Annotated in this window: 24 protein-coding genes; 6 read left to right on the top strand and 18 right to left on the bottom strand. The window is 67.2% G+C overall.

Features of this window, described 5'->3' with window-relative positions:
* Nucleotides 1-72: 72 nt before the first annotated feature.
* From JNO53_RS04215 to JNO53_RS04190, 6 genes are all read right to left on the bottom strand, one after another.
* Nucleotides 73-822: a SufD family Fe-S cluster assembly protein gene (locus JNO53_RS04215; RefSeq protein WP_203108012.1), complete on the bottom strand. Its 750-nt coding sequence runs from the start codon at nt 820-822 to the stop codon at nt 73-75.
* Nucleotides 819-1,562 carry a Fe-S cluster assembly ATPase SufC gene (gene sufC / locus JNO53_RS04210; protein WP_203108010.1) on the bottom strand — a complete coding sequence of 248 codons (744 nt, stop codon included), beginning with the start codon at nt 1,560-1,562 and terminating at the stop codon, nt 819-821. The genes JNO53_RS04215 and sufC overlap by 4 nt, the downstream gene beginning before the upstream one ends.
* Nucleotides 1,563-1,706: 144 nt before the next feature.
* A complete protein-coding gene (locus tag JNO53_RS04205) occupies nt 1,707-2,213 on the bottom strand; it encodes an endonuclease domain-containing protein (protein ID WP_203108008.1) in 507 nt (168 codons plus the stop codon).
* Nucleotides 2,214-2,345: 132 nt separating this feature from the next.
* The gene (gene sufB / locus JNO53_RS04200) at nt 2,346-3,827 is read right to left on the bottom strand and encodes a Fe-S cluster assembly protein SufB (RefSeq protein ID WP_203108006.1); all 1,482 of its coding nucleotides are present in this window, start codon (nt 3,825-3,827) and stop codon (nt 2,346-2,348) included.
* Nucleotides 3,824-4,258: an SUF system Fe-S cluster assembly regulator gene (locus JNO53_RS04195; RefSeq protein WP_203109008.1), complete on the bottom strand. Its 435-nt coding sequence runs from the start codon at nt 4,256-4,258 to the stop codon at nt 3,824-3,826. The genes sufB and JNO53_RS04195 overlap by 4 nt, the downstream gene beginning before the upstream one ends.
* Nucleotides 4,259-4,369: 111 nt before the next feature.
* Entirely contained in the window at nt 4,370-6,184 is a 1,815-nt protein-coding gene (locus JNO53_RS04190; RefSeq protein WP_203108004.1) for a DUF885 domain-containing protein, read from the bottom strand.
* Nucleotides 6,185-6,484: 300 nt separating this feature from the next.
* On the opposite strand from JNO53_RS04190, the gene JNO53_RS04185 reads away from it, so the two are divergent.
* The 3 genes from JNO53_RS04185 (at nt 6,485) to JNO53_RS04175 (ending at nt 11,124) form a co-directional block, all read left to right on the top strand.
* Nucleotides 6,485-7,513, top strand: coding sequence for a quinone-dependent dihydroorotate dehydrogenase (locus JNO53_RS04185; protein WP_203108002.1), 1,029 nt, complete (start codon nt 6,485-6,487; stop codon nt 7,511-7,513).
* Nucleotides 7,514-7,522: 9 nt separating this feature from the next.
* Nucleotides 7,523-9,226, top strand: coding sequence for a gamma-glutamyltransferase (ggt, locus tag JNO53_RS04180; protein ID WP_203108000.1), 1,704 nt, complete (start codon nt 7,523-7,525; stop codon nt 9,224-9,226).
* Nucleotides 9,227-9,318: 92 nt separating this feature from the next.
* Nucleotides 9,319-11,124: an AMP-dependent synthetase/ligase gene (locus JNO53_RS04175; RefSeq protein ID WP_203107998.1), complete on the top strand. Its 1,806-nt coding sequence runs from the start codon at nt 9,319-9,321 to the stop codon at nt 11,122-11,124.
* Between the two features lie 6 nt (nt 11,125-11,130).
* Here JNO53_RS04175 and JNO53_RS04170 read toward each other — a convergent pair whose 3' ends face one another.
* Both JNO53_RS04170 and JNO53_RS04165 read right to left on the bottom strand, forming a co-directional pair.
* The gene (locus tag JNO53_RS04170; protein WP_203107996.1) at nt 11,131-12,243 is read right to left on the bottom strand and encodes a calcium:proton antiporter; all 1,113 of its coding nucleotides are present in this window, start codon (nt 12,241-12,243) and stop codon (nt 11,131-11,133) included.
* A 106-nt stretch (nt 12,244-12,349) separates the two neighbouring features.
* Nucleotides 12,350-12,643: a hypothetical protein gene (locus tag JNO53_RS04165; RefSeq protein WP_203109006.1), complete on the bottom strand. Its 294-nt coding sequence runs from the start codon at nt 12,641-12,643 to the stop codon at nt 12,350-12,352.
* A gap of 87 nt (nt 12,644-12,730) precedes the next feature.
* Here JNO53_RS04165 and JNO53_RS04160 point away from each other — a divergent pair, with 87 nt between their 5' ends.
* The 3 genes from JNO53_RS04160 (at nt 12,731) to xth (ending at nt 14,412) form a co-directional block, all read left to right on the top strand.
* A complete protein-coding gene (locus tag JNO53_RS04160; protein WP_203107994.1) occupies nt 12,731-13,162 on the top strand; it encodes a CBS domain-containing protein in 432 nt (143 codons plus the stop codon).
* Between the two features lie 31 nt (nt 13,163-13,193).
* Complete coding sequence (gene erpA, locus JNO53_RS04155) at nt 13,194-13,523, top strand: iron-sulfur cluster insertion protein ErpA (RefSeq protein WP_203107992.1); 330 nt, start codon at nt 13,194-13,196, stop codon at nt 13,521-13,523.
* A gap of 115 nt (nt 13,524-13,638) precedes the next feature.
* A complete protein-coding gene (gene xth, locus JNO53_RS04150) occupies nt 13,639-14,412 on the top strand; it encodes an exodeoxyribonuclease III (protein WP_203109004.1) in 774 nt (257 codons plus the stop codon).
* Between the two features lie 172 nt (nt 14,413-14,584).
* On the opposite strand, the gene JNO53_RS04145 is transcribed toward xth, so the two are convergent.
* From JNO53_RS04145 to JNO53_RS04100, 10 genes are all read right to left on the bottom strand, one after another.
* Entirely contained in the window at nt 14,585-15,226 is a 642-nt protein-coding gene (locus JNO53_RS04145) for a cell wall hydrolase (RefSeq protein WP_203107990.1), read from the bottom strand.
* Nucleotides 15,227-15,428: 202 nt separating this feature from the next.
* On the bottom strand, nt 15,429-15,764 hold the full coding sequence (locus JNO53_RS04140) for a DUF1491 family protein (RefSeq protein WP_203107988.1): 336 nt from the start codon (nt 15,762-15,764) through the stop codon (nt 15,429-15,431).
* 2 nt (nt 15,765-15,766) lie between these two features.
* On the bottom strand, nt 15,767-16,237 hold the full coding sequence (locus JNO53_RS04135; RefSeq protein WP_203107986.1) for a hotdog domain-containing protein: 471 nt from the start codon (nt 16,235-16,237) through the stop codon (nt 15,767-15,769).
* Nucleotides 16,224-16,685: a PTS sugar transporter subunit IIA gene (locus JNO53_RS04130; RefSeq protein ID WP_203107984.1), complete on the bottom strand. Its 462-nt coding sequence runs from the start codon at nt 16,683-16,685 to the stop codon at nt 16,224-16,226. The genes JNO53_RS04135 and JNO53_RS04130 overlap by 14 nt, the downstream gene beginning before the upstream one ends.
* 132 nt (nt 16,686-16,817) lie before the next feature.
* The gene (gene hpf / locus JNO53_RS04125; protein WP_203107982.1) at nt 16,818-17,387 is read right to left on the bottom strand and encodes a ribosome hibernation-promoting factor, HPF/YfiA family; all 570 of its coding nucleotides are present in this window, start codon (nt 17,385-17,387) and stop codon (nt 16,818-16,820) included.
* Between the two features lie 44 nt (nt 17,388-17,431).
* Nucleotides 17,432-18,118 carry a DNA polymerase III subunit epsilon gene (dnaQ, locus tag JNO53_RS04120; RefSeq protein ID WP_203107980.1) on the bottom strand — a complete coding sequence of 229 codons (687 nt, stop codon included), beginning with the start codon at nt 18,116-18,118 and terminating at the stop codon, nt 17,432-17,434.
* A 76-nt stretch (nt 18,119-18,194) separates the two neighbouring features.
* The gene (coaE, locus tag JNO53_RS04115; protein ID WP_203107978.1) at nt 18,195-18,785 is read right to left on the bottom strand and encodes a dephospho-CoA kinase; all 591 of its coding nucleotides are present in this window, start codon (nt 18,783-18,785) and stop codon (nt 18,195-18,197) included.
* On the bottom strand, nt 18,782-19,636 hold the full coding sequence (locus JNO53_RS04110) for a shikimate dehydrogenase family protein (RefSeq protein ID WP_203107975.1): 855 nt from the start codon (nt 19,634-19,636) through the stop codon (nt 18,782-18,784). The genes coaE and JNO53_RS04110 overlap by 4 nt, the downstream gene beginning before the upstream one ends.
* Complete coding sequence (locus JNO53_RS04105; protein ID WP_203107972.1) at nt 19,633-20,214, bottom strand: Maf family protein; 582 nt, start codon at nt 20,212-20,214, stop codon at nt 19,633-19,635. Before JNO53_RS04105 ends, JNO53_RS04110 begins: the two co-directional genes overlap by 4 nt.
* A complete protein-coding gene (locus JNO53_RS04100) occupies nt 20,211-21,056 on the bottom strand; it encodes a pyruvate, water dikinase regulatory protein (protein ID WP_203107970.1) in 846 nt (281 codons plus the stop codon). The genes JNO53_RS04105 and JNO53_RS04100 overlap by 4 nt, the downstream gene beginning before the upstream one ends.
* Nucleotides 21,057-21,350 lie beyond the last annotated feature (294 nt).

Genomic DNA, 21,350 nt, shown 5'->3' with positions numbered 1-21,350 from the left:
CCTCGGGCCGCTGGCGCCCGGCGGGTGGCCTGAGGTCCCCGCCTTCGCGGGGACTCGGGGAGACGCGGCCGCTCACAGGTGCAGATCCAGCTTGGCGAGGGCGACGCCCATCAGCCGCTCGCGCTCGGCTTCGTCGTCGAGCGCCACGAACGCATCGCCGATGAACGCCTGCACCAGCAGCCGCCGCGCAAGCTCCGGCGAAAGCCCGCGCGCCGCCATGTAGAAGCGCGCCGTCTCGTCGAGCTGGCCGACGCTGGCGCCGTGGGCGCACTTCACGTCGTCGGCGAAGATCTCGAGCTGCGGCACCGCGTTCACGCTCGCGCCCTTCTCCAGCAGCAGGCCCTTGAAGCTCTGCGCCGCGTCGGTTTTCTGCGCGTCGCGCACCACGTCGATCTGGCCGAGGAAATTGCCAGTGCCCTTGCCCCAGTGGACCGAGCGGATCACCTGGTTGCTCGTAGCTTCGGGCTCGGCATGCACCACGCGGGTGACGAACTCGCGCACCGTGTCGCGCCCGCCGAGGGTGACGCCGCCCAGCTCGAAATGCGCGCCCTTGGCGAGCCGCACTTCGACCTCGATCCGCCCCAGACGTCCCGCAGCGATCACCGCAAACAGCTCGCACCGTGCACTTTCGCCGATCGAGACGCGCAGGCGGCGCAGCTCGGTGCTCTCGCTATCCTCGATCGTCAGGCACTCGCGGTAGCTCTCGCCCGCCGGCACGTCGATCGCGCGCCAGGCGTCGAGATCCGCACCCACGAGCGCCTCGACCGCTGAATAGCGCCAGGCCTCGTCCTTGCGGGTGGGGAGGGCGGTCAGTGCGTTCATGCCGCGACCGCCTCGTAGCCTTCCTCCTCGAGCCGCAGCGCGAGATCGGGCCCGCCGGTCTTCACGATGCGGCCCTTGCTGAGAATGTGGACGTAGTCCGGCTTCACGTAGTCGAGCAGCCGTTGATAGTGCGTGATCAGCAGCACGCCCTTCTCCGGCGCGCGCATGATCGCGTTGATGCCTTCGCCGACGATCCGCAGCGCATCGATGTCGAGGCCGGAATCGGTCTCGTCGAGCACGGCGAACTGCGGATCGAGAATGCCCATCTGGACCATCTCGGCGCGCTTCTTCTCGCCGCCCGAGAAGCCGACGTTCACGTGGCGCTTGAGCATGTCCATGTCGAGCTTCAGCAGCCCGGCCTTCTCCTTCGCCAGCCTGAGGAAATCGCCGCCCGACAGCGGCTCTTCCCCCCGCACCTGCCGCTGCGCATTGAGCGCCTCGCGCAGGAACTGCACGTTCGATACGCCCGGGATCTCGACCGGATACTGGAAGCCGAGGAACATGCCCGCGGCCGCGCGCTCGTGCGGCTCCATATCGAGCAGGTCGCGGCCTATGAATTCCACCGAGCCGCCGGTCACTTCGTATCCGGGCCGTCCACCCAGCACGTAGGCGAGCGTCGACTTGCCCGCGCCGTTCGGGCCCATGATCGCGTGGACCTCACCCGCATTCACTTCGAGCGAGAGGCCGTTGAGTATCCGCGTGCCGCCGATTTCGGCCTGGAGATTGTCGATTTTCAGCATTTCATTCGATCTCATTCAATTCTTGAACGTCACCCTGAACTTGTTTCAGAGCCCGTCGCGCCGGTTGCTCCGCCGTTGCGGAAGGAGCGATGGATGCTGAAACGAGTTCAGCATGACGGCTAAAGTGATGGTCTGGCTCCGGCATCAGCGGCGATCCCTTGGCGTGCTGGCGCGGTGATGCTCGCGTCGCGCCTGCTGCTTGTCGGCGATGCGCAGGCGCATGCCGGCGGTGATGCGCGCGAGCACATCGTCCATATTCTCCAGAATGTCGGCCGCCTTGATCCGCATCACACGAATGCCGACCGATTCCAGGCTCTTGTCGCGACGTGTGTCGAGCGCGGTCCGTTCGCCTTCGTCGCCCGATTCGTCGATCATGATCGCCATGCCGAGATTGTGGCAGTTGAAGTCGACGATCGCGCTGCCGACCACCGCATGGCGGGTGAACTTGTAACGCCCGAGATCGGCCTTCGCGAACCGCTCGGCCAGTGCCTTGTGCGCCTCGCTCGAATGCCGCCGCAGCTCGCGCGCCCGCTCATGCAGTGCGTCGAGCCGCTTCTCCGAAATCTTCCACCCGCGGCCCTTCTTTTGGAGCGCAAGCGGTGCGTCTATCTCGGACGGGGAGCGGAGTTTGAGGGTCTTCTTGTCAGTCATTCTCCGCCCCAACAATTTCGTCATCCTGAACTTGTTTCAGGGTCCATTTCTCCGCTCGCGCTGCCGGTTCCGAAGGCACGATGGATGCTGAAACGAGTTCAGCATGACGGCCAAGGGGATAGCCGAGATGATTCACCCCACGCTCCCTTCCAGCGAGATCGCCAGCAGCTTCTGCGCTTCCACCGCGAATTCCATCGGCAGCTCCTTGAGCACCTCGCGGGCGAAGCCGTTGACAATCAGGGCGACGGCCTGCTCCTGATCGAGCCCGCGCTGCATGGCGTAGAAGAGCTGGTCGTCGCTGATCTTGCTGGTGGTCGCCTCGTGCTCGATCTGCGCCGAGGGGTTCTTGACCTCGATATAGGGCACGGTGTGCGCGCCGCACTTGTCGCCGAGCAGCAGGCTGTCGCACTGGGTGAAGTTGCGCACGCCTTCCGCGTTCGGGCCAACGCGAACGAGGCCACGATAGGTGTTGTTGCTCTTGCCCGCGCTGATGCCCTTGGAGATGATCGTCGAGCGGCTGCCGCGGCCGTTGTGGATCATCTTGGTGCCGGTGTCGGCCTGCTGGAAGTTGTTGGTGACAGCGACCGAGTAGAACTCGCCGACCGAATCCTCGCCATTGAGCACGCAGCTCGGGTACTTCCAGGTCACCGCGCTGCCGGTCTCGACCTGGGTCCACGAGATCTTCGAGCGCGCGCCCTGACACAGGCCGCGCTTGGTGACGAAGTTGTAGATCCCGCCCTTGCCCTCGGCGTTGCCGGGATACCAGTTCTGTACGGTCGAATACTTGATCTCGGCATCGTCGAGCGCGACCAGTTCCACCACCGCGGCGTGGAGCTGGTTCTCGTCGCGCATCGGCGCCGTGCAGCCTTCGAGGTAGCTGACGTAGCTCCCCTTCTCGGCCACGATCAGCGTGCGTTCGAACTGGCCGGTATTCTCGGCATTGATGCGGAAATAGGTGCTGAGCTCCATCGGGCAGCGCACACCTTCGGGCACGTAGACGAACGTGCCGTCGGAAAAGACCGCGCTGTTGAGCGTGGCGAAGTAGTTGTCGCGCTGCGGTACCACGCGGCCGAGCCACTTCTTCACCAGTTCGGGATGCTCGCGGATCGCCTCGCTGATCGAGAGGAAGATGACTCCGGCGCGCTTGAGCTCCTCGCGGAAGGTCGTCGCGACCGAGACCGAATCGAACACCGCGTCGACCGCGACCTTGCGCGCTCCCTTGACCCCGGCGAGCACTTCCTGCTCCGCCACGGGAATGCCGAGCTTGTCGTAGACCGACTTGATCTCGGGATCGAGCTCGTCGAGCGATTCGAGCTGCGGCTTCTTCTTCGGCGCGGCGTAGTAGTAGGCGTCATGGTAATCGATCGGCGGATAGCCGATCTTGGCCCAGTTCGGCTCTTCCATCTCCTGCCACATGCGGAAGGCCTTGAGGCGCCAGTCGAGCATCCATTCGGGCTCGCGCTTCTTGGCGCTGATGAAGCGGACCGTATCCTCGTTCAGGCCCTTGGGCGCGAACTCCTGCTCGATGTCGCTCGACCAGCCGAATTCGTACTCGGCCGCGCGGGCAGCGGCTTCGCGGGCGTCGCGGTCCTGAATGTCGATGTCGTCAGTCATGCGGAAATTCCAGTGGGATTCGATTCACGCGGCGCGCCCTTCGAAAGCTGGGTCAGGGGGATATCTGCGAGGGCGCCGCGCAGGGCGGCGTTGACGATCGGCCAGTGCGGCTTGACGCTGCAGGTGTGATCGATCGCACATTCGCCCCCCTCGATGCAGGCGGTCAGGGCGATCGGGCCTTCGACGGCCTCGACGATGTCCGCCAGCGTGATCGCCGCGGCCGGACGCGCGAGCTGCAGCCCGCCGCCCGCGCCGCGCACCGAGCGCAGCAGGCCCGCGGCGGAGAGCTTGCTGACCACCTTCTGCACCGTCGGGACTGGCAGCCCCGTCTCCGCCGCCAGTTCGGCCGCGCTCGTGCGCCCGCCGCCGCAATGGCGTGCGGCGGCACTCATCGTCACGACCGCGTAGTCGGCAAGGTTGGAGAGGCGCATCGTCAAATCGGACCATTTCGTTCCGATTTGCACCTATGCACCGCACCGCCGGCTTTCAACCGAAAACCGCCAGTTGCGAGTCGTTAGCATTCCCCGGAGCGGGGAGGCTCGCTAGCTCGCCTTCTCCGCCGCAATCCAGGCCGCGACGTTCTCCTCCATGATCGAGAGCGGCACGGGGCCGGTGCGAAGGATCGCATCGTGGAAGCCGCGAATGTCGAACTCCGCGCCCAGTTCCGTTTTCGCCCGCTCGCGCAATTCCATGATCTTGAGCTTGCCGATCATGTAGGCGGTCGCCTGGCCGGGATAGACCACATAGCGCTCGATCGCCTTGCGGATGTCGCCCTCGGGGTTGGGCGTGTTGTCGGTCAGGTACTGGATCGCCTGCTCGCGGCTCCAGCGCTTGTGGTGGATGCCTGTATCCACAACCAGTCGACAGGCTCTCCACAACTCCATCCCCAGCCGGCCGAAGTCCGAATAAGGATCGGTGTAGAAGCCCATGTCCTTGCCCAGTTCCTCGGCATAGAGGCCCCAGCCTTCGGTATAGGCGGTGACCCCGCCGAAGCGGCGGAACGGCGGTACGTCACCGAGCTGCGTCTGGATCGAAAGCTGCAGGTGATGGCCTGGCAGCCCCTCGTGGTAGAACAGAGCCTCGAGTTCGTTCTTCGACATGTCCTTCAGGTTGTAGAGATTGACGTAGTAGGTGCCCGGGCGCGAGCCGTCCGGCGCCGGGCGCGAGTAGAAGGCCTTGCCCGCGCTCTTCTCGCGGAACGCCTCGACCGGCTTCACCGTCAAGGGATCTTCGGGCAGGGTCGAGAAATACTGCGGCAGCACCGCTTCCATCGCCACGCGGTGCTTCTCCACGTCGGCGAGATATTCCTCGCGCGTGTCGTAGTAGAACCGCAGATCGGTGCGGACGTGCGCGAAGAATTCCTGCAGTGTGCCGTCGAACCCGACCTGCTGCATGATCGCGCGCATCTCGCCATGGATGCGCGCGACGTTGTCGAGGCCGATCTGGTGGATCTGGTCGGCGGTGAGATCGGTCGTGGTGTAGCTCTTGAGCAGCGCTTCGTAATAGGCCGCGCCTTCCGGGAAACGCCAGATGCCGTCGTCGGTCGGCGCGTTGGCCTGCTGGCGCTTCATCTCGTCGAGCAGCCGCTGATAGGCGGGCGCAGCCGAATTCTCCCACGCGCGCTGCGCGGCCGAAATCAGCTCGGCCTCTTTCGCCGCATCGAGTTCCAGCGCTTTCGCCTTGCCGGCGAAGTCGACCAGGATCGCATTCTCCTCACCCGCATTCAGCAGGTTCTCGATGTCGGAGATGACATAGGGATAGACCCAGTCGGGAGGCATCACCCCGTTCGCCGCCCGCTCGCGCGATTCGGCGATCAGGGTATCGAGCACGGGCCCGAGCCCTTCGATGCGGCTGACGTAGGCGCGCGCCTGCTCCTCGTCGGCGACCGAGTGGATGTTGATGAGGAAGGCAGGCAGCCCGCTCTGCGCGCCGTTCATCTGGTCGAAGACGTAGCCGTACTCGCGATAGGGGAACAGCGAGGCGCTGCGCTTCGCCATGGCATCGAACAGGCGGTAACTCAGTGCATCCTGTTCCGGCAGCGCGGCAGGATCGAAGCTCTCGCGCATCGTCGCAGCGGTCTGCTGGAGCAGTTCCTGCTCGCGCACTTCGGCCGCATCGGTGAAGTCGCCCCAGTCGTCATAGTCCGCATCGCGAATGCCACGGTAGGCCTTGCCGAGCGGCGAAAGCGCCAGTTGCGCCTCGTCATAGCGCTCGAACAGCGCCCCGATGTCGGACGCGGGCCGCGTCGCCGCGGCCTCGGAGCCAGCCGCCTGCGTCGTGCGCGGCTCCTCTCCGGTGGCAGCGCATCCCGCCAACGCCAGTGCCAGCAGCGAAACTCCCAGAATCCTCTTCGCCATGAGCGACCTCCCTCTTTTCTTCGATGACCGGCCGGCTTGTGGCGCGATTTGCCCGCCATGGCCAGACCAGCGAAAAAAGAGGGCGGCGCTCCCGGTGGAGCGCCGCCCTGCAAAGGCAAGGAACCCGGCGCACCATTGCACCGAGCGCCTTCGGGTCGCAGCGCCCCTCTAGGACGAGTCGTCGGTGCACGATTGTATGGATGCGACAACGGCTCGCGAAATTTCCTTGCGAGTAGAGCTCGAAACGGGTCCGATCGCCACAGTCGACAGGGCGCGGCGCGCTTGCCATAGGCGCCGGCGATGCTGTTCCGCCTTGCCCGCCCTGCGCTTTTCGCGCTCGCCCCCGAAACCGCCCATCGCACGACGATCGCGGCGCTCAAGCTCTCGCCCGCACGGACTCCACCGGCGCCGGGCCCGCTCGCGACCGAGGTGGCAGGGCTGCGCTTCCCCAATCCGCTCGGCATGGCCGCCGGGTTCGACAAGGACGGCGAAGTCCCCGACGCAGTGCTCGGGCTCGGCTTCGGGTTCGTCGAGATCGGCTCGATCACTCCGCTGCCGCAGCCCGGCAATCCCAGGCCGCGCCTGTTCCGGCTGACGGAGGACCGCGCGGTGATCAACCGCATGGGCTTCAACAACGGGGGCGCGGCAGAGGCGGAGGCGCGGCTGCGCCGGCGCGCCGGCCGGGCCGGGCTCGTCGGGGTCAATATCGGTGCGAACAAGGATTCGGCCGACAGGATCGCCGACTACGCGCTGCTCACGCGCCGCTTCGCGCCGCTGGCGAGCTATCTGACCGTCAATATCTCGAGCCCCAACACTCCGGGCCTGCGGGCACTGCAGGACGAGGGCGCGCTGGTCGCTCTGCTGGACGCGGTGCTCGATGCGCGCCCGGCGGAGGGACCGCCGGTATTCCTCAAGGTCGCACCCGATCTCGAGCCTGCCGACATCGACGCGATCGCCCGGATCGCGCTCGACAAGCGGCTCGGCGCGCTGATAGTCTCGAACACGACCATTTCGCGCCCGCCGCTCATCTCGCCCCATTCCGGGGAGACCGGCGGGCTATCGGGCGCGCCCTTGCGCGATCTGGCCCAGCAGCGACTGCGCGACTTCCGGGCTGCGACCGGCGGGGCAATCCCGCTAATCGGCGTGGGCGGAATCGGCAGCGCGGAGGACGCCTGGGCGCGCATCCGCGCAGGCGCCAGCCTCGTCCAGCTCTACAGCGCGCTGGTCTACGAGGGGCCGGGCCTCGCGCGGCAAATCGTGCGCGGCATGGCGGCGCTGATGCGGCGCGACGGCTTCGCTACGCTTGCCGAGGCGGTCGGGAGCGAATAGCCACAGGGCATGCTCCGCAACGTTCTCGCCCCCATCGCCGCCCTGCTCGCGCTCGCCGGATGCGCGACCGTCCCGCCAGCAGAGACCGGTACCGATTCCGTTGGCGCCGTCAGCGCCGCCGATCCGCGGGCGCAGGAGGCGGGCATGGCCATGTTGCGCCGGGGCGGCAGCGCCACCGACGCGGCGATCGCGACGATGCTGGCGCTGACGGTGGTCGAGCCGCAGAGCTCGGGCATCGGCGGCGGCGGCTTCATGGTGCGCGGCGCCGCGGACGGAACGGTCGAGACCTTCGACGGACGCGAGACGGCGCCGGCCGGCGCCATGCCCGACTGGTTTCTGAGCCCGGACGGCACCGTGCCGCCTTTCGGCGAGTCGGTGAAGAGTGGGCTTAGCGTCGGCGTTCCGGGCAATATCGCGCTCGCCGCGCTGGCGCACGACCAGCACGGGCGGCTGCCCTGGGCCACGCTGTTCGAACCGGCGATCGAGCTGGCGCGCAAGGGCTTCCGCATCAATCCGCGGCTCAACGGCTCTCTGACATCGACCGCCGAGCGCGCCGGATGGACCGAGACGGGACGGGCGCTGTTCTTCGATGACGCGGGCCGGCCTCAGCCCGCCGGGCATCTGGTCGTCAACGAAGAGCTCGCCCGCACGTTCGAGGCGATCGCGGCCGCCGGGCCCGCGGCGTTCTACGAAGGGCCGCGAGCCGAGGCGCTCGCGGCGACCGTCGCTGCCGAAACGCCGCGCAAGGGTGCGATGACCGCGGCCGATCTCGCCGCTTACGAGGCCAAGGAACGCGAGGCGGTCTGCGGCACCTACCGCGCCTACCGCATCTGCGGCATGGGCCCGCCGAGCTCGGGCGGGATCGCAGTGCTGCAGATCCTCGGCCAGCTCGAACGTTTCGACCTGTCTGCGCTCGGAGCCGAGAACCCCGTCACCTGGCATCTGTTCCTCGAATCGCAGCGGCTCGCCTACGCCGACCGCGAGCTCTACATCGCCGACAGCGATTTCGTGTCGGTCCCGGTGCAGGGCTTGCTCGAGCCCGATTACCTCGCGCGGCGCAGCGCGCTGATCGATCCCGATTCGACGATCGAGGCGGTCGTCGCCGGCGTCCCCGCAGGCGCGTCGACCGCACTGGCGGATGGTGACGAGCCCGAGGAAAGGGGCACCTCCCACTTCGCCGTCGTCGACGCCGACGGCACGATGATCAGCTATACCTCGACCATCGAGAGCGCCTTCGGCTCGGGCCTGATGACCGGCGGCTTCTTCCTCAACAACGAGCTGACCGACTTCAGCCGTTCGCCGGACATCGACGGCCGCCCGGTCGTCAATCGGGTCGAGGCGGGCAAGCGTCCGCGCAGCTCGATGTCGCCGATGGTCGTCTGGGACCCGCAGGGCCGCCCCGTGCTCGCGATCGGCGCCGCCGGCGGGAGCACGATCCCGGTGCAGACCGCCCGCAGCATCATCGGCGTGATCGACTTCGGGCTGGGTGCGGAAGCCGCGCTCGGCATGCCCTTCGTCATGGCGTACGGCGACAACGTGACGGTGGAGGACGGCACCTGGCTCGAAGGCGCGATCCCGCAATTGAAGGCGCTCGGCCACGACGAGATTGCGGTGCGCGAGGCAGGGGTCAAGGCGAACGCCGTATTGCGCCGGGGCGACCGCTGGGTTCCCGCGCGCGATCCGCGGGTGGAGGCCAAGCTGATCCTGCCCTGACGGCGATCGCACGCTTGCCGCTACCGCGGCGGCGGCGTAATCCGGGCGACCGGCCGCGATGAAGCCGGACGTGGGAGCAGGAGCCCAGAGACTTGCAGCTTTCCGATATCGATTCGGCGAACAACCTCGTCGCACTCTTCCTGAAGCGTGCCGATGCCAAGGGCGATGCGCCGATGCTGGGCGTGAAGCGCGGCGGCACCTGGCAGACGACGAGCTGGCGCGCGGCGGCCGAAACGGTCTGCCTGCTGGCCGAGAATCTGCGCGCCCTGGGTCTGGAGCAGGGCGACCGGGTGATGCTGGTCTCCGAAAACCGTCCGGAATGGTGCCTGGCGGATCTCGCGATCATGGCCGCGGGCTGCGTGACGGTGCCCGCCTACACCACCAATACCGAGCGCGACCACGTCCATATCCTCGACAATTCCGGCGCCCGCGCGGTGATCGTCTCCACCGAGAAGCTCTCGCAGCCGCTCCTCCCCGCGATCATGCGCACCGGCATCGCCGAGCACGTCATCCCGATCGACGGCATCCGCAAATACCAGCAGGGCAATCTCGCCTGCCACGACTGGTCGGAGATGGTCGAAGGCGACGCCGCCGCCGCGCGCAGGGCGGTCGAGGAACGGATCGCCGCGATCGGCCGGGGCGACACGGCCTGCATCATCTACACCAGCGGCACCGGCGGCGCGCCGCGCGGCGTGCTGCAGCACCACGGTGCGATCCTGTGCAACGTCGCCGGCGCGGCGGACATCCTGGCGAACGATTTCGGGCTCGACGCCGACGAGCGCTTCCTCTCGTTCCTGCCGCTGAGCCACGCCTACGAGCACACCGGCGGCCAGTTCCTGCCGATCGCGGCGGGCGCGGAGATCTATTACGCCGAGGGGCTGGAGAAGCTCGCCAGCAATATCGAGGAAACGCGGCCGACGATCATGGTCGTCGTCCCGCGCCTGTTCGAGGTCCTGCGCCAGCGGATCATGAAGCAGGTGGAGAAGCAGGGCGGGGCGGCCAAGGCGCTGATGGACCGCGCCCTCGCGCTCGGCGAACGGCAGGCGGAAGGGCGCTACCGCTTCGGCGACAAGACGCTGAATTTCGTCCTCGAGCGGTTGCTGCGGCCGAAGATCCGCCAGCGCTTCGGCGGCCGGATCAAGGCCATGGTCAGCGGCGGCGCGCCGCTCAATCCCGACGTCGGGGTATTCTTCCAGGCGATGGGGCTGACGATGCTCCAGGGCTATGGCCAGACCGAGGCGGGCCCGGTGATAAGCTGCAATCGACCAAGCGCTGGCATCGCCATGCACACCGTCGGCCCGCCGCTGCGCGGGGTCGAGATCGAGATCGCCGAGGATGGCGAAATCCTCTGCCGCGGCGAGCTCGTGATGCACGGCTACTGGCGCAACGAGGCCGAGACACGGCGCACGCTCAAGGATGGCTGGCTGCACACGGGCGACATCGGCCATCTCGACGAGAAGGGCCGGATCGTCATCACCGACCGCAAGAAGGACATGATCGTCAACGACAAGGGCGACAACGTCGCCCCGCAGAAGATCGAGGGCATGCTGACCCTGCGGCAGGAGATCGCCCAGGCGATGGTCAGCGGCGACCGGCGCCCCTACGTCGTGGGCCTGATCGTCCCCGATGCCGAATGGGCGCTCGAATGGGCCAGTGCGAACGACGTGAAGTTCGACATGAAGGCACTGCAGGACCTGCCCGCCTTCCGCAGCGCGGTGCGCGCCGCGATCGACGAAGTGAACAGGGATCTCTCGGTGATCGAGAAGGTCCGCCAGTTCGCCTTCGCCGACGAGCCGTTCACGATCGAGAACGAGGAGATGACCCCCTCGATGAAGATCCGCCGCCACAAGATCCGCGAACGCTACCAGCCGCGGCTCGACGCACTCTATCGGGGCTGACGCCGCCTAGGGCACGATCGTGATGAACAGGAAGGTGGCGAAGATCGTCAGGTGAATCACGCCCTGGACGACGGTGGTACGCCCGCGGTTCAGCGTCATCGTTGCGACCAGCAGGGTGAGGGCGAGGATCACGATCGAGGGCATCGACAAGCCGAGTTCGAGATCGAGACCCAGGACCAGCGCGACCGTCGCGACCGCCGGGATCGTCAGCCCGATCGACGCGAGGGCGGAGCCGATCGCAAGGTTGAGGCTGGTCTGCACGCGGTTGGCGCGCGCGGCACGCAGCGCGGCGAAGCCCTCTGGCGCGAGCACCAGCGCGGCGATGATGATCCCGACCAGCGCACGCGGCGCACCGATCGCGGCGACGCCGACTTCGATCACGGGCGAGAGATTCTTCGCCAGGAGCACGACCGCTCCCAGCGCGACCAGCATCACGACCCCTGCCGCTATCGCCTTCGGGCGCGGCACGGGCGCTTCGTGCGCATAGTCGTCGGCATCGGGAATGTGGTGCAGGAAGTGGTCGCGATGGCGGATCGTCTGCGCGACGACGAACGTCGCGTAGATCAGCAGCGAGATGATCGCCACGAACACGAGCTGCTGCGAATTGTAGAACGCGCCGCTCGCGCTGATCGTGTAGTTCGGCAGGATCAGCGTCAGCACCGATAGCGTCGCCAGCATGGCGAGGCCCGCGCTCACCCCCGACTGGGTATAGCGCTGCTCGTGGTGCCGACGGCCGCCCGCAAGCAGGCAGATCCCGATGATGCCGTTGATCGTGATCATGATCGCCGCCATCAGCGTGTCGCGCGCCAGCGCCTGGGCCTGCGCGCCCTCGCTCAGCATGATCGAGACGATCAGCGAGCTTTCGATGATCGTGACGGCCAGCGCGAGCACGAGAGTACCGAACGGCTCCCCCAGATAATGCGCGAGTATCTCCGCATGGTAGACCGCAGCCAGGATGGCGGCGCAGAGCAGCATGCCGACCACGACCGCGATGCCGAGACCTTCGGGTTTGCCCAGCAGGACGGCCGCAAATGCGACGAGCGGAGCGAAGACCGACCATGGCGAAAGGCCAAAGAAGCGCGAAGAGAGAGGGGCGGTCTGGGCTGCGGGCGCTGTCATCACTTCCTCGCTAGCGTGTCGGGCGCCGCGCGCCAATTCGCGATTTTTCCCGGCAGCGGGATTCGCGGCCCGAGGCCCGCGGCCTGCGAGCGCGGGATCGGCGCGGCTAGTCGCGCCACGCGTCGTCCGTCGGATCGCCGATGCTTTCGTCGTGGCCGGTCCCGCTGGACAGGAACACCAGCCCCATGAGCGCCGCGGTCAGCATCATCGTGACGCCCACGCCGAGCCCGGTGGCGATGTAGAAGTGGATCGAGAGCGCACTGTCGGTGACGTAGATATAGCCGAGGACCAGCGCGACCACGACCAGCGTGACAAGCACCATCGCCCGCATCAGCCGCTTGTAACGACCCCACGCGAAAGCGGCCTTGTCGGGATCGTCGAGGGGCGACCGGGATGTCATCGCGTCCCAACTGGCCATTCCCCTCCCGATTGGCAATGGCGCGCGTTTCATGGCATTCTCCCATCCCAGCGAAGGAGGCCGGATACCATGGATATTGCCAGCCTGATCGTCGGCCGGGCACGTGCCGACATCGTCCAATGCGAAGCAGCGACCCGGATGGGCGATGCCGTCGCCTTGCTCGCGGAACGCCGGATCGGTGCCATGCCGGTCATGGAAGGCGGCAGGGTCGCGGGCATCTTCTCCGAGCGCGACGTCCTCTACTGCGTGGCGAAGGAAGGGGCCGCGGCGTTCGACCGCACGGTGGGCGAGGTGATGACCGCGCCTGCGATCACCGTTTCCCCCTCGGCCAAGGTCGACGAGGCGATGGCGCTGATGACCAGGCGGCGCGTCCGTCACCTGCCCGTGCTCGACGGCGAGATCATGTGCGGCTTCATTTCGATCGGGGATCTGGTCAAGTCGCGGATCGACGAAGTCGAGCGCGATGCAGCCGCGATGCGCGACTATATTCGCACCGCTTGAGCGGGCGCCGCCGCATCCCCATATCGCCGCCATGGCCGACACGCTGACTCTCACACCCGCCGCCGCGAAGCGCATTGCATGGATCGCCGAACGTCAGGCGAAACCCGCCGTTCTGCGGCTTTCGGTGGAAGGGGGCGGCTGCTCGGGCTTCCAGTACAAGTTCGACCTGGCCGATGCGCCCGACACGGACGACAGCGTGAGCGAGACCGACGGCGTGCGTCTGGTGGTCGATCCCGTCAGCCTCGATCTCGTCGCGGGCAGCACGGTCGATTTCGTGGAATCGCTGGGCGGCGCGGCCTTCCGGGTCGAGAATCCCAACGCCGCGGCCGGTTGCGGCTGCGGCTCCAGCTTCGGAATCTAGCGCCGCGGCCCGCACGGGCACGCGCCGCGCTTTCGAAGCACGGCATTTTCTTCTAGCGAAGCGTTGAAGGGCGGGGCGGGGCAGGCTCCGCCCCAACGGTTTGCGGGAGGTTGCTCTGAGAATCGCCAGCTTCAATATCAACGGCATCAAGGCGCGCCTGCCGCGGCTGATCGAATGGCTCGAGGAAACCCGCCCCACCGTGGCCTGCCTGCAGGAGATCAAGAGCCAGGACGAGGGCTTCCCCGCCGACGCGTTCGAGAAGATCGGCTACAAAGCGATCTGGCATGGCCAGAAGGGTTTCAATGGCGTCGCCATCCTCGCCGACGGGGTGCAGCCGATCGAAGCGCAGCGCACGCTGCCCGGCGATCCGGACGATCTGCACGCCCGCTACATCGAAGCCGACGTGAACGGCGTTCGGATCGCCTGCATCTACCTGCCCAACGGCAATCCGCAGCCGGGGCCCAAGTTCGATTACAAGCTCGCCTGGATGGAGCGGCTGCGCGCGCGCATGGCCGAGCTATGGGCGCTGGAGATCCCCTGCGCAGTCGTGGGCGACTTCAACGTCATCCCCGAGGACAAGGATGTCTGGTCGCCCGCCGCGATGGCGAACGACGCTCTGATGCAGCCCGAATCGCGCGCCGCCTACCGCCGGCTGCTCGCGGCCGGGTGGACCGACGCGCTGGACACGCTGAACCCGCGCGGCGGGGTCTGGACTTTCTGGGACTATCAGGCGGGCGCCTGGCAGCGCGACCACGGCTTTCGCATCGATCACCTGCTGCTCAGCCCCGAACTCGCCGACCGCATGGTCGCCGCGGGGGTCGACAAGGAATACCGGGGCCGCGAGAAGGCCAGCGACCACACCCCGGTATGGGTCGACATCGCCGACTAGGACGCATCGACGTTCGGCCCTGACGCCGGGTTTCAGCGCTGCCCGATCTCAAAAGAGGGGACTCTCGCCACCTCGTCATTCCCGCGCACGCGGGAATCCATGGAGGAAGGTCGCGCCTGAAACCCCGCTTTCGCGGGGATGACAAAGCACGCCCTCAGCGGCGCACGCCGGATCAGCGGTAGAAGACGTGGGTGTCGATCGTGGCCCGCGCCTGCTTGCTGCGGCTCCACGAGGGACTCACATACGTCGCGTGGAAATAGAGCGAGTCGGCAGCTTCGCTTTCCCACAGCCCTTCGTGCGCGATGTGCGCCACGGCCTTGGCGCGTTCCCATGCGGCCGATCCGCGCGGGATATGCGGCATCTCGCCGCCCCGCACGAAGGAGAACTGCGCGCGCTGGAACACCACGCCGCAGTAGCTCGAGGGGAAGACGCCCGAATTGGCGCGATTGATCACCACTTGCGCCACGGCAAGCTGGCCTGCGAGCGGTTCGCCGCGCGATTCGAAGTAGATCGCCCCGGCGAGGCATTCCATCTCGCGCGAAAGCTGCCCGCGATCGGGGATCCGCGCGACGAGCTCGCGCAGTGAGCCGGCACTGGTGAGATCCTGCGCCGCCGCCGCGTCATGCGCGGGAAGCGGCTGGACCACTTCCTTCTCGACGAAGACCGGAACGATCTCCTCGGTCAGCACCGGTTCGGAAATCGTGGGGTTCTCGCCCACTTGGGCATTGGCACCGGAACCTTCGGCTCTGGCAATCGTAAAGCTGGTCATTGCGGCAATGGCCGCGAATGCCGCGAGGCGGGTCTTTCGACTCATCAATCCGTCATATCTCGGCGGTGAACGAGCGCAGTCGCAGGCTGGGACCTGAATCGCGTTGAAGCGTTAAAGGATGGGTCCGGATGAGTGGGCCTGCCGGCCGTTCCCCGTCTGCGTGCCTGCCGCGCGGCCGAATGCCGCCCATGCCGCCTGCGCATCGGTAGTTGCGCGGCCAGATAGATTGCCGCGTTTCGGTGTCAACTTAACGCGGCAGGGATGCGACGAACCGTTCATGGTCCGCGATATCTGCCTCCAGAATCCAGATATCGTCGTCCTGACGCTTGCGCCGCGTCAAATATGCAAAAAATTCCTCTTTGTTATCAGTTGATTGTTCGCGCGAAAGCACGAAAGGGCGGGTTCCGTCGAGCTGCGGCATTCTTTCGTAAAGGCGCGCCGCCTGGCCGCGAAACATCGTTACCAGAAGGATGGTGCCCGAGTCGCGTTCACCCTTTTCGATAACCGCAGCGAACCCGCCCAGCGATTCGGCCAGCCGCAGGATCGCCGCCACTTCGAGGTGCGCGGGCAGTCGGCCGTCCACGCTCAGGCGGCGTCGGGGCGGTAGCCCGCCAGGCTCGACAGCGCGATGTGCGAGCGCATGAACGTGCCGGTGCCGCGGCCGATCTCCTCGCCTTCGGCATCGACCAGCCGCGCTTCGGCGACCAGCACCCGCCGCCGACCGCTGATCCAGCGCCCTTCGGCCGTCACTTTGCCTTCACGCACGGGCTTGGTGAAATGGAGGTTGAAAGAGGTCGTCAGCAGGAAGCGGTCGGTGATCAGCGTGTTCGCGGCGTAGAAGGCGGCGTCGTCCAGCATCTTGAAGTAGATTGTCCCGTGCGCCGCGCCCGCTGCGTGATAGGCGGCCGGGGTCACGAGGAACTCGATGCGCGAGCGCCCTTCGGCGATGATTTCCAGCGTCGATTCGAACAGCGCATTGACCGGCGCGGAGCGGTAGAGCGCCTCCAGCGCTCGATAGTGCGGACCGGCGCCAGACGGAGACTCAGGCGACGTCACGGTCGCTGGCGTTGGTGAGCGATGCGATCAGCGCCTCGGTGTCGGTCGCCTCGATCAGCATCCGGTTGGTCACCTCGTCGCGCACCAGCCGCGAGACGGCCGCGAGCGCGTGAAGGTGCGCGACGCCTGCGTTCTCGGGCGAGATCAGACCGAAGGCGAGCTCCACCGGCATGCCGTCGGCCGCCTCGAAATCGACCGGGGCGGACAGCTTGAGCACGGCCGCGACCGGCCGGTTGATCCCGGCGAGGCGCGCATGCGGGATGGCGACGCCCCGGCCGAAGCCAGTGCTGCCGAGCTTCTCGCGCTCCTCGAGCGCCTCCAGCACATCGGGCGCCGCGAAGCCGTAGGCGCGCGCGAAGCACTGCGCGAGATCGCCCAGGACCGCGGCCTTGGTGCCGGCATCGCTCAGCACGAATGCTTCGGGAATCAGCTTGAAATGTGCGTTCATCGTTCGGTTGCGAATCGGCTCAGTATGCCGCGATCCGGCGAGCGGGTCGCGCGCCGGAGGCGCGATCGACCGTAGCAAGCCTTTGCGATCCGGCGGATTTCCGTGGCAAGCGCCTGTCCGCGCGCCGCGGTGTCAACGGGGCTCGACCCAGCCGATCGAGCCATCTCGGCGGCGATAGACCATATTATGTCGGCCGGTGCCAGCGTTTTTGAAGAACATCGCGTTGGTATCGCGCAAGTCCAGCATCATGACCGCGTCGGCCACGCTCGTCTCGGGGATGTCGGCAGTGGTCTCGGCAACGATCATCGGCGGTTCGTCGCCCTCGATCTCCTCCACGTCCTCGCCGATGGGCGCGAAGATCGTGTACGCAGCCTCTTCCTCCTGCAGCGCGTGCACGGCCTGGGAATGGCGGTCCTGCAGGCGGCGCTTGTAGCGGCGGAGCTGCTTGTCGATCTTCTCCGCCGCGCGGTCGAGCGCCTGGTGCGCGTCCTGCGCCTCGGCATGGCTCTTGACGATCATGCCCTGCATCACGTGAGTCACGATATCGCAACTGAAGGCGCCGGCAGGCGCCTTGCCGAACGTCACCTGCGAGGTGAGCGCTCGGTTGAAATACTTCTCGACGATCGCGTTCAGCCGCTCGGCGGCGTGATCCTGCAGGGCAGTGCCCGTCTCCATCTGGTGGCCAGAAATGCGGATATCCATCGGCGATCATTCTCCATTGCTTGGGCGAGACCCCCCGGCCCCGATCAGCTACCCCAGAGGGGCGAAGTCATCCTGGCGATAAACGCCTGGTGACGTGCGAGTTCCTCCTGGCTCGCAGCATGCGGTCGTGGTTCGCGGCGCACGCGCGCCGCGGGGATGTGCCGCGGCATCGCGACAATGCCGACGCTGGCGGTTTCCGCAGTGAGCGCGAGCCCGATCTGCCGGCCGCCTGTCAGCTCGACATAGACTTGCGCGAGCAACTCCGCATCGAGCAGAGCGCCGTGCTTCACGCGGTGGCTGCGATCGATGCCGTAGCGCGTGCACAGCGCGTCGAGCGAAAGCTTGGCGCCCGGATGCCGCTTGCGCGCGAGCGCCACGGTGTCGATCATCCGGGTCATGCACACCGCCTCGCGCTCGCACAGCGCGAGCTCGGCGTTGAGGAAGCCGAAATCGAACGAAGCGTTATGTGCGACGAGCGGCGAATCGGCGATGAAGTCGAGCACCGCGGCTACCGTGTCGCGAAACAGCGGCTTGTCCGACAGGAAGGCGCTCGACAGCCCGTGCACGGCCTCGGCGCCAGCGGGCATGTCCCGCTCCGGATTGAAGTAGGCGTGGAAGGTCTGCCCGGTGGGCACGCGGTTGATCAGTTCGACGCATCCGATTTCCACCAGGCGGTCCCCGCTGCGGGGGTCAAGGCCGGTGGTTTCGGTATCGAATACGATCTCGCGCATCCCTTTATCTATCGGCCTCGGACAGCCAAGTGACAAGGGGCGGCTGCCGCTTTTTTAACCCGGTCGGGGCGTAAACCTAACGGGCCAGCTCGGCCGCAAGCGCGCGCACCGCGGCCTCGGTCTCGGCGAGCGGGCGGCCGGTGTCGATCACGTGATCGGCCCGCGCGCGCTTCTCCTCATCCGGCACCTGCAGGGCGAGGATCTGCGCGAACTTCTCTGCCGTCATCCCGGGCCGCCGAAGCACCCGCTCGCGCTGCACGTCGGCCGGCGCCGAGACGACGACGATGGCGTCGACTTGCGCGTAGCCGCCCTTTTCGAACAGGAGCGGGATATCGAACACCACCAGCGGCGCGTCCGCATGCTCGGCCAGGAATTCCTTGCGCCGAACCGCGACTGCCGGATGGACGATCCTCTCCAGCCGGGCCAAGGCCTCCGGGTCGCCGAAAACCTGCGCGCCGAGCGCCTCGCGCCGAACGCCTTCGGGACCGGTGGAGCCGGGAAAGGCCGCCTCGATCGCCGGGATCAGCGTACCGTCCGGCTCCTGCATGCGCCGCACTTCGGCATCGGCGTCGAACACCGGCACGCCCGCGCGCTCGAACATCGCGGCGACGGTCGACTTGCCCATGCCGATCGAACCGGTCAGGCCGACAATCTTCTGGCGGGTCATTGCGCGAGCCTTTCGCGCAGTTCGTCATCGCGCTCGCGCGGCGCGGCGACGCCGAAGAAGCGCACGAAGGCGGCGGCTGCCTGCCCGATCAGCATCGAGAGACCGTCGATCGTGTCGAAGCCCGCGGCTTGCGCGCGCTGCAGGAAATCGGTCTCCACCGGATCGGTCACGATGTCGTAGGCGATCGATCCCGGCGGTGCGTGGCTGAAGTCGAACGCGAGCGGCGCCTGGCCGCGCATGCCCAGCGGCGTGGTGTTGACCAGCAGGTCGCAGCACCCCTCGCGGTCGTCGAACGCGAAATCGGTCGCCTGCGCGAAGTGGTCGAGCGCCACCGCATGATGCTCGCCGCCCGGGTCGAGCTCCTCGAGCAGCGCGCGCGCCTTCTCCGGATCGCGCCCGGCAACGACGAGCGTGAACCCGTGGCCTGCGAGCGCGGTGATCACCGCACGCGTCGCCCCACCGGTGCCGAACACCCGCGCCATGCGAAACAGGTGCTGCTTGCCGAGCAGGCCTTCCAGCGGTTCGAGAAAGCCCGCCACGTCGGTATTGTAGCCGGCCAGCGCTTCTCCCTCGCGCACGACGGTGTTGACCGCGCCGACTCGCGCCGCGAACGGGTCGATCCGGTCGAGCAGGGGAATGATCGCCTGCTTGTGCGGCATCGTCACGTTGCACCCGCGCCAGGCGGGGTCTGTCCGGCGCTCGGCGAGGTAGTCGGCGAGCGCTCCTTCAGCCACGCGATGCGCGCGGTAGTCGGCGTCGAGCCCGGCGCGCTCTATCCAGAAGCGGTGGATGAGCGGCGACTTCGACTGCGCGATCGGATCGCCGATCACTTCGGCATAGGCCATGCTCATCGCGGCAGTTCCCCCATGTCGCGCAAGGCGCCGAGCACGGCGAGCAGCGGCATTCCGAGCACGGTGAACTGGTCGCCCTCGATCCGCTCGAACAGTTGCACGCCGGGGCCTTCGATCCGGAACACCCCGACGCAGTGGCTTACTGCGGGCCATTCGGTGTCGAGGTAGGTGTGGATGAAATCTTCGCTAAATTCGCGCGTGTGAAGCATGGCGAGTGAGGTTTCGCGCCAGACGACCGAGCCGCTCCGGGCGATGGCCGCGGCGGAGTGGAGGTGCATGACCCGGCCCGAGAACGCCCGCAGGTGCTCGGCCGCTTCCTCGCGGCTGGCGGGCTTGTCGAAGCGCCGCTCGCCGACGACGACCAGCGAATCGCTGCCGAGCACGGGCCGCTCGGGCTCCGCGACGGCAAGCGCCTTGGCCTCGGCCAGCGCCAGGGCGACCTGATCGGGCGGGGCGGCGCCGAGCCGCGCTTCGAGCGCGCGCTCGTCCACGCGCGCCGGCCGCGCCTCGAACGCGACGCCCGCCGCTTCGAGCATGGCCGCGCGCGAGGCGCTCTTCGATGCGAGCACCAGCGTCATATGGGCTTCGATCCGGTGAGCATGTCGTCGCCATCGCTCGGCCGTTCGCCCAGCAGGCGGATGATCGCCGCCGCGGTCTCCTCGATCGAGCGGCGCGTGACGTCGATCACCGGCCAGCCGTTGTCGGCGAACATGCGGCGGGCGAACTGGACTTCGCTGCGCACCCGCTCGGCATCGACATAGGAGGTCTCGGCCGTCTCGTTGAGCGTGAGCAGGCGGTTGCGGCGGATCTGCACCAGCCGCTCGGGCGCTGTGGTCAGGCCGACGACCAGCGGGTGGCGCAACTCGAACAAGGCGGCCGGGGGCGGACTTTCGATGACCAGCGGGATGTTGGCGACCTTGTATCCGCGGTTGGCGAGATAGATGCTGGTCGGTGTCTTCGACGAGCGCGAGACTCCGGCGAGCACGATGTCGGCTTCCTCCCAGTCCTCCCACCCGAGCCCGTCGTCGTGCGCGATCGTGAAGTGGATCGCGTCGACCCGGCGGAAATAGGCCTCGTCCATCGCATGCTGCCGGCCCGGCCGCCCGTGCGCCTCCTGCCCGAGCTGCGCCTCGAGCGCTTCGGTCACCGCGTCGAGCGCGGGCACCGCCGGCAGGCCGAGCTGGCGGCAATGCTCCTCCAGCGTCGCGCGCGTCTCGGGATTGACCAGCGTGAACAGCACGAGCCCCGGATTGTCGGCGAGATCGGGCAGAATGCGCGAGAGATGCTGGCGCGAGCGGACCATCGGCCAGAAATGGCGCACGATCTCCGCCGCGTCGAACTGGGCAAGCGCGGCCTTGGCCACCATTTCCAGCGTTTCACCGGTGGAATCCGACACGAGATGGAGGTGGAGGCGGCTCATCCGTAAGGGTGTGCGATCGGCTGTGGAGAATGCCCGGCATAAACCACGGGAGAAAGCTGGCGACAAGTTCGGGGGCCGTTTTCATTCCCGCTGTCAGCCATTCCGCACCCGCGCTTGTGGACATGGCGCGCGGCTTTTCGACAGGCTGGGGACAGTGGGGAAAAGCATCGGTTGACGCGGCAGACCGATGAGTCGCGAACCCTCTGGGCCTGTTCAATCCGGGAGAAATCGGGCAGGGCGCGCCTGTCCCCGATATCCACAGGGCCAACAGACTCCAGCATCCTATTTAAATAC

The organism is Altererythrobacter sp. C41 (genome assembly GCF_016803135.1).
GTDB lineage: Bacteria > Pseudomonadota > Alphaproteobacteria > Sphingomonadales > Sphingomonadaceae > Pelagerythrobacter.
The sequence above is the reverse complement of the archived record's forward strand: the minus strand, read 5'-3'. Positions and strand labels throughout refer to the sequence as shown.

Excerpts from the sequence above, each read along its gene's own strand:
- JNO53_RS04215 (WP_203108012.1), bottom strand. The coding sequence starts at position 822 with ATGAACGCACTGACCGCCCTCCCCACCCGCAAGGACGAGGCCTGGCGC.
- sufC (WP_203108010.1), bottom strand. The coding sequence starts at position 1,562 with ATGCTGAAAATCGACAATCTCCAGGCCGAAATCGGCGGCACGCGGATA.
- JNO53_RS04205 (WP_203108008.1), bottom strand. The coding sequence starts at position 2,213 with ATGACTGACAAGAAGACCCTCAAACTCCGCTCCCCGTCCGAGATAGAC.
- sufB (WP_203108006.1), bottom strand. The coding sequence starts at position 3,827 with ATGACTGACGACATCGACATTCAGGACCGCGACGCCCGCGAAGCCGCT.
- JNO53_RS04195 (WP_203109008.1), bottom strand. The coding sequence starts at position 4,258 with ATGCGCCTCTCCAACCTTGCCGACTACGCGGTCGTGACGATGAGTGCC.
- JNO53_RS04190 (WP_203108004.1), bottom strand. The coding sequence starts at position 6,184 with ATGGCGAAGAGGATTCTGGGAGTTTCGCTGCTGGCACTGGCGTTGGCG.
- JNO53_RS04185 (WP_203108002.1), top strand. The coding sequence starts at position 6,485 with ATGCTGTTCCGCCTTGCCCGCCCTGCGCTTTTCGCGCTCGCCCCCGAA.
- ggt (WP_203108000.1), top strand. The coding sequence starts at position 7,523 with ATGCTCCGCAACGTTCTCGCCCCCATCGCCGCCCTGCTCGCGCTCGCC.
- JNO53_RS04170 (WP_203107996.1), bottom strand. The coding sequence starts at position 12,243 with ATGACAGCGCCCGCAGCCCAGACCGCCCCTCTCTCTTCGCGCTTCTTT.
- JNO53_RS04165 (WP_203109006.1), bottom strand. The coding sequence starts at position 12,643 with ATGACATCCCGGTCGCCCCTCGACGATCCCGACAAGGCCGCTTTCGCG.
- JNO53_RS04160 (WP_203107994.1), top strand. The coding sequence starts at position 12,731 with ATGGATATTGCCAGCCTGATCGTCGGCCGGGCACGTGCCGACATCGTC.
- erpA (WP_203107992.1), top strand. The coding sequence starts at position 13,194 with ATGGCCGACACGCTGACTCTCACACCCGCCGCCGCGAAGCGCATTGCA.
- JNO53_RS04145 (WP_203107990.1), bottom strand. The coding sequence starts at position 15,226 with ATGAGTCGAAAGACCCGCCTCGCGGCATTCGCGGCCATTGCCGCAATG.
- JNO53_RS04130 (WP_203107984.1), bottom strand. The coding sequence starts at position 16,685 with ATGAACGCACATTTCAAGCTGATTCCCGAAGCATTCGTGCTGAGCGAT.
- hpf (WP_203107982.1), bottom strand. The coding sequence starts at position 17,387 with ATGGATATCCGCATTTCTGGCCACCAGATGGAGACGGGCACTGCCCTG.
- dnaQ (WP_203107980.1), bottom strand. The coding sequence starts at position 18,118 with ATGCGCGAGATCGTATTCGATACCGAAACCACCGGCCTTGACCCCCGC.
- coaE (WP_203107978.1), bottom strand. The coding sequence starts at position 18,785 with ATGACCCGCCAGAAGATTGTCGGCCTGACCGGTTCGATCGGCATGGGC.
- JNO53_RS04110 (WP_203107975.1), bottom strand. The coding sequence starts at position 19,636 with ATGAGCATGGCCTATGCCGAAGTGATCGGCGATCCGATCGCGCAGTCG.
- JNO53_RS04105 (WP_203107972.1), bottom strand. The coding sequence starts at position 20,214 with ATGACGCTGGTGCTCGCATCGAAGAGCGCCTCGCGCGCGGCCATGCTC.
- JNO53_RS04100 (WP_203107970.1), bottom strand. The coding sequence starts at position 21,056 with ATGAGCCGCCTCCACCTCCATCTCGTGTCGGATTCCACCGGTGAAACG.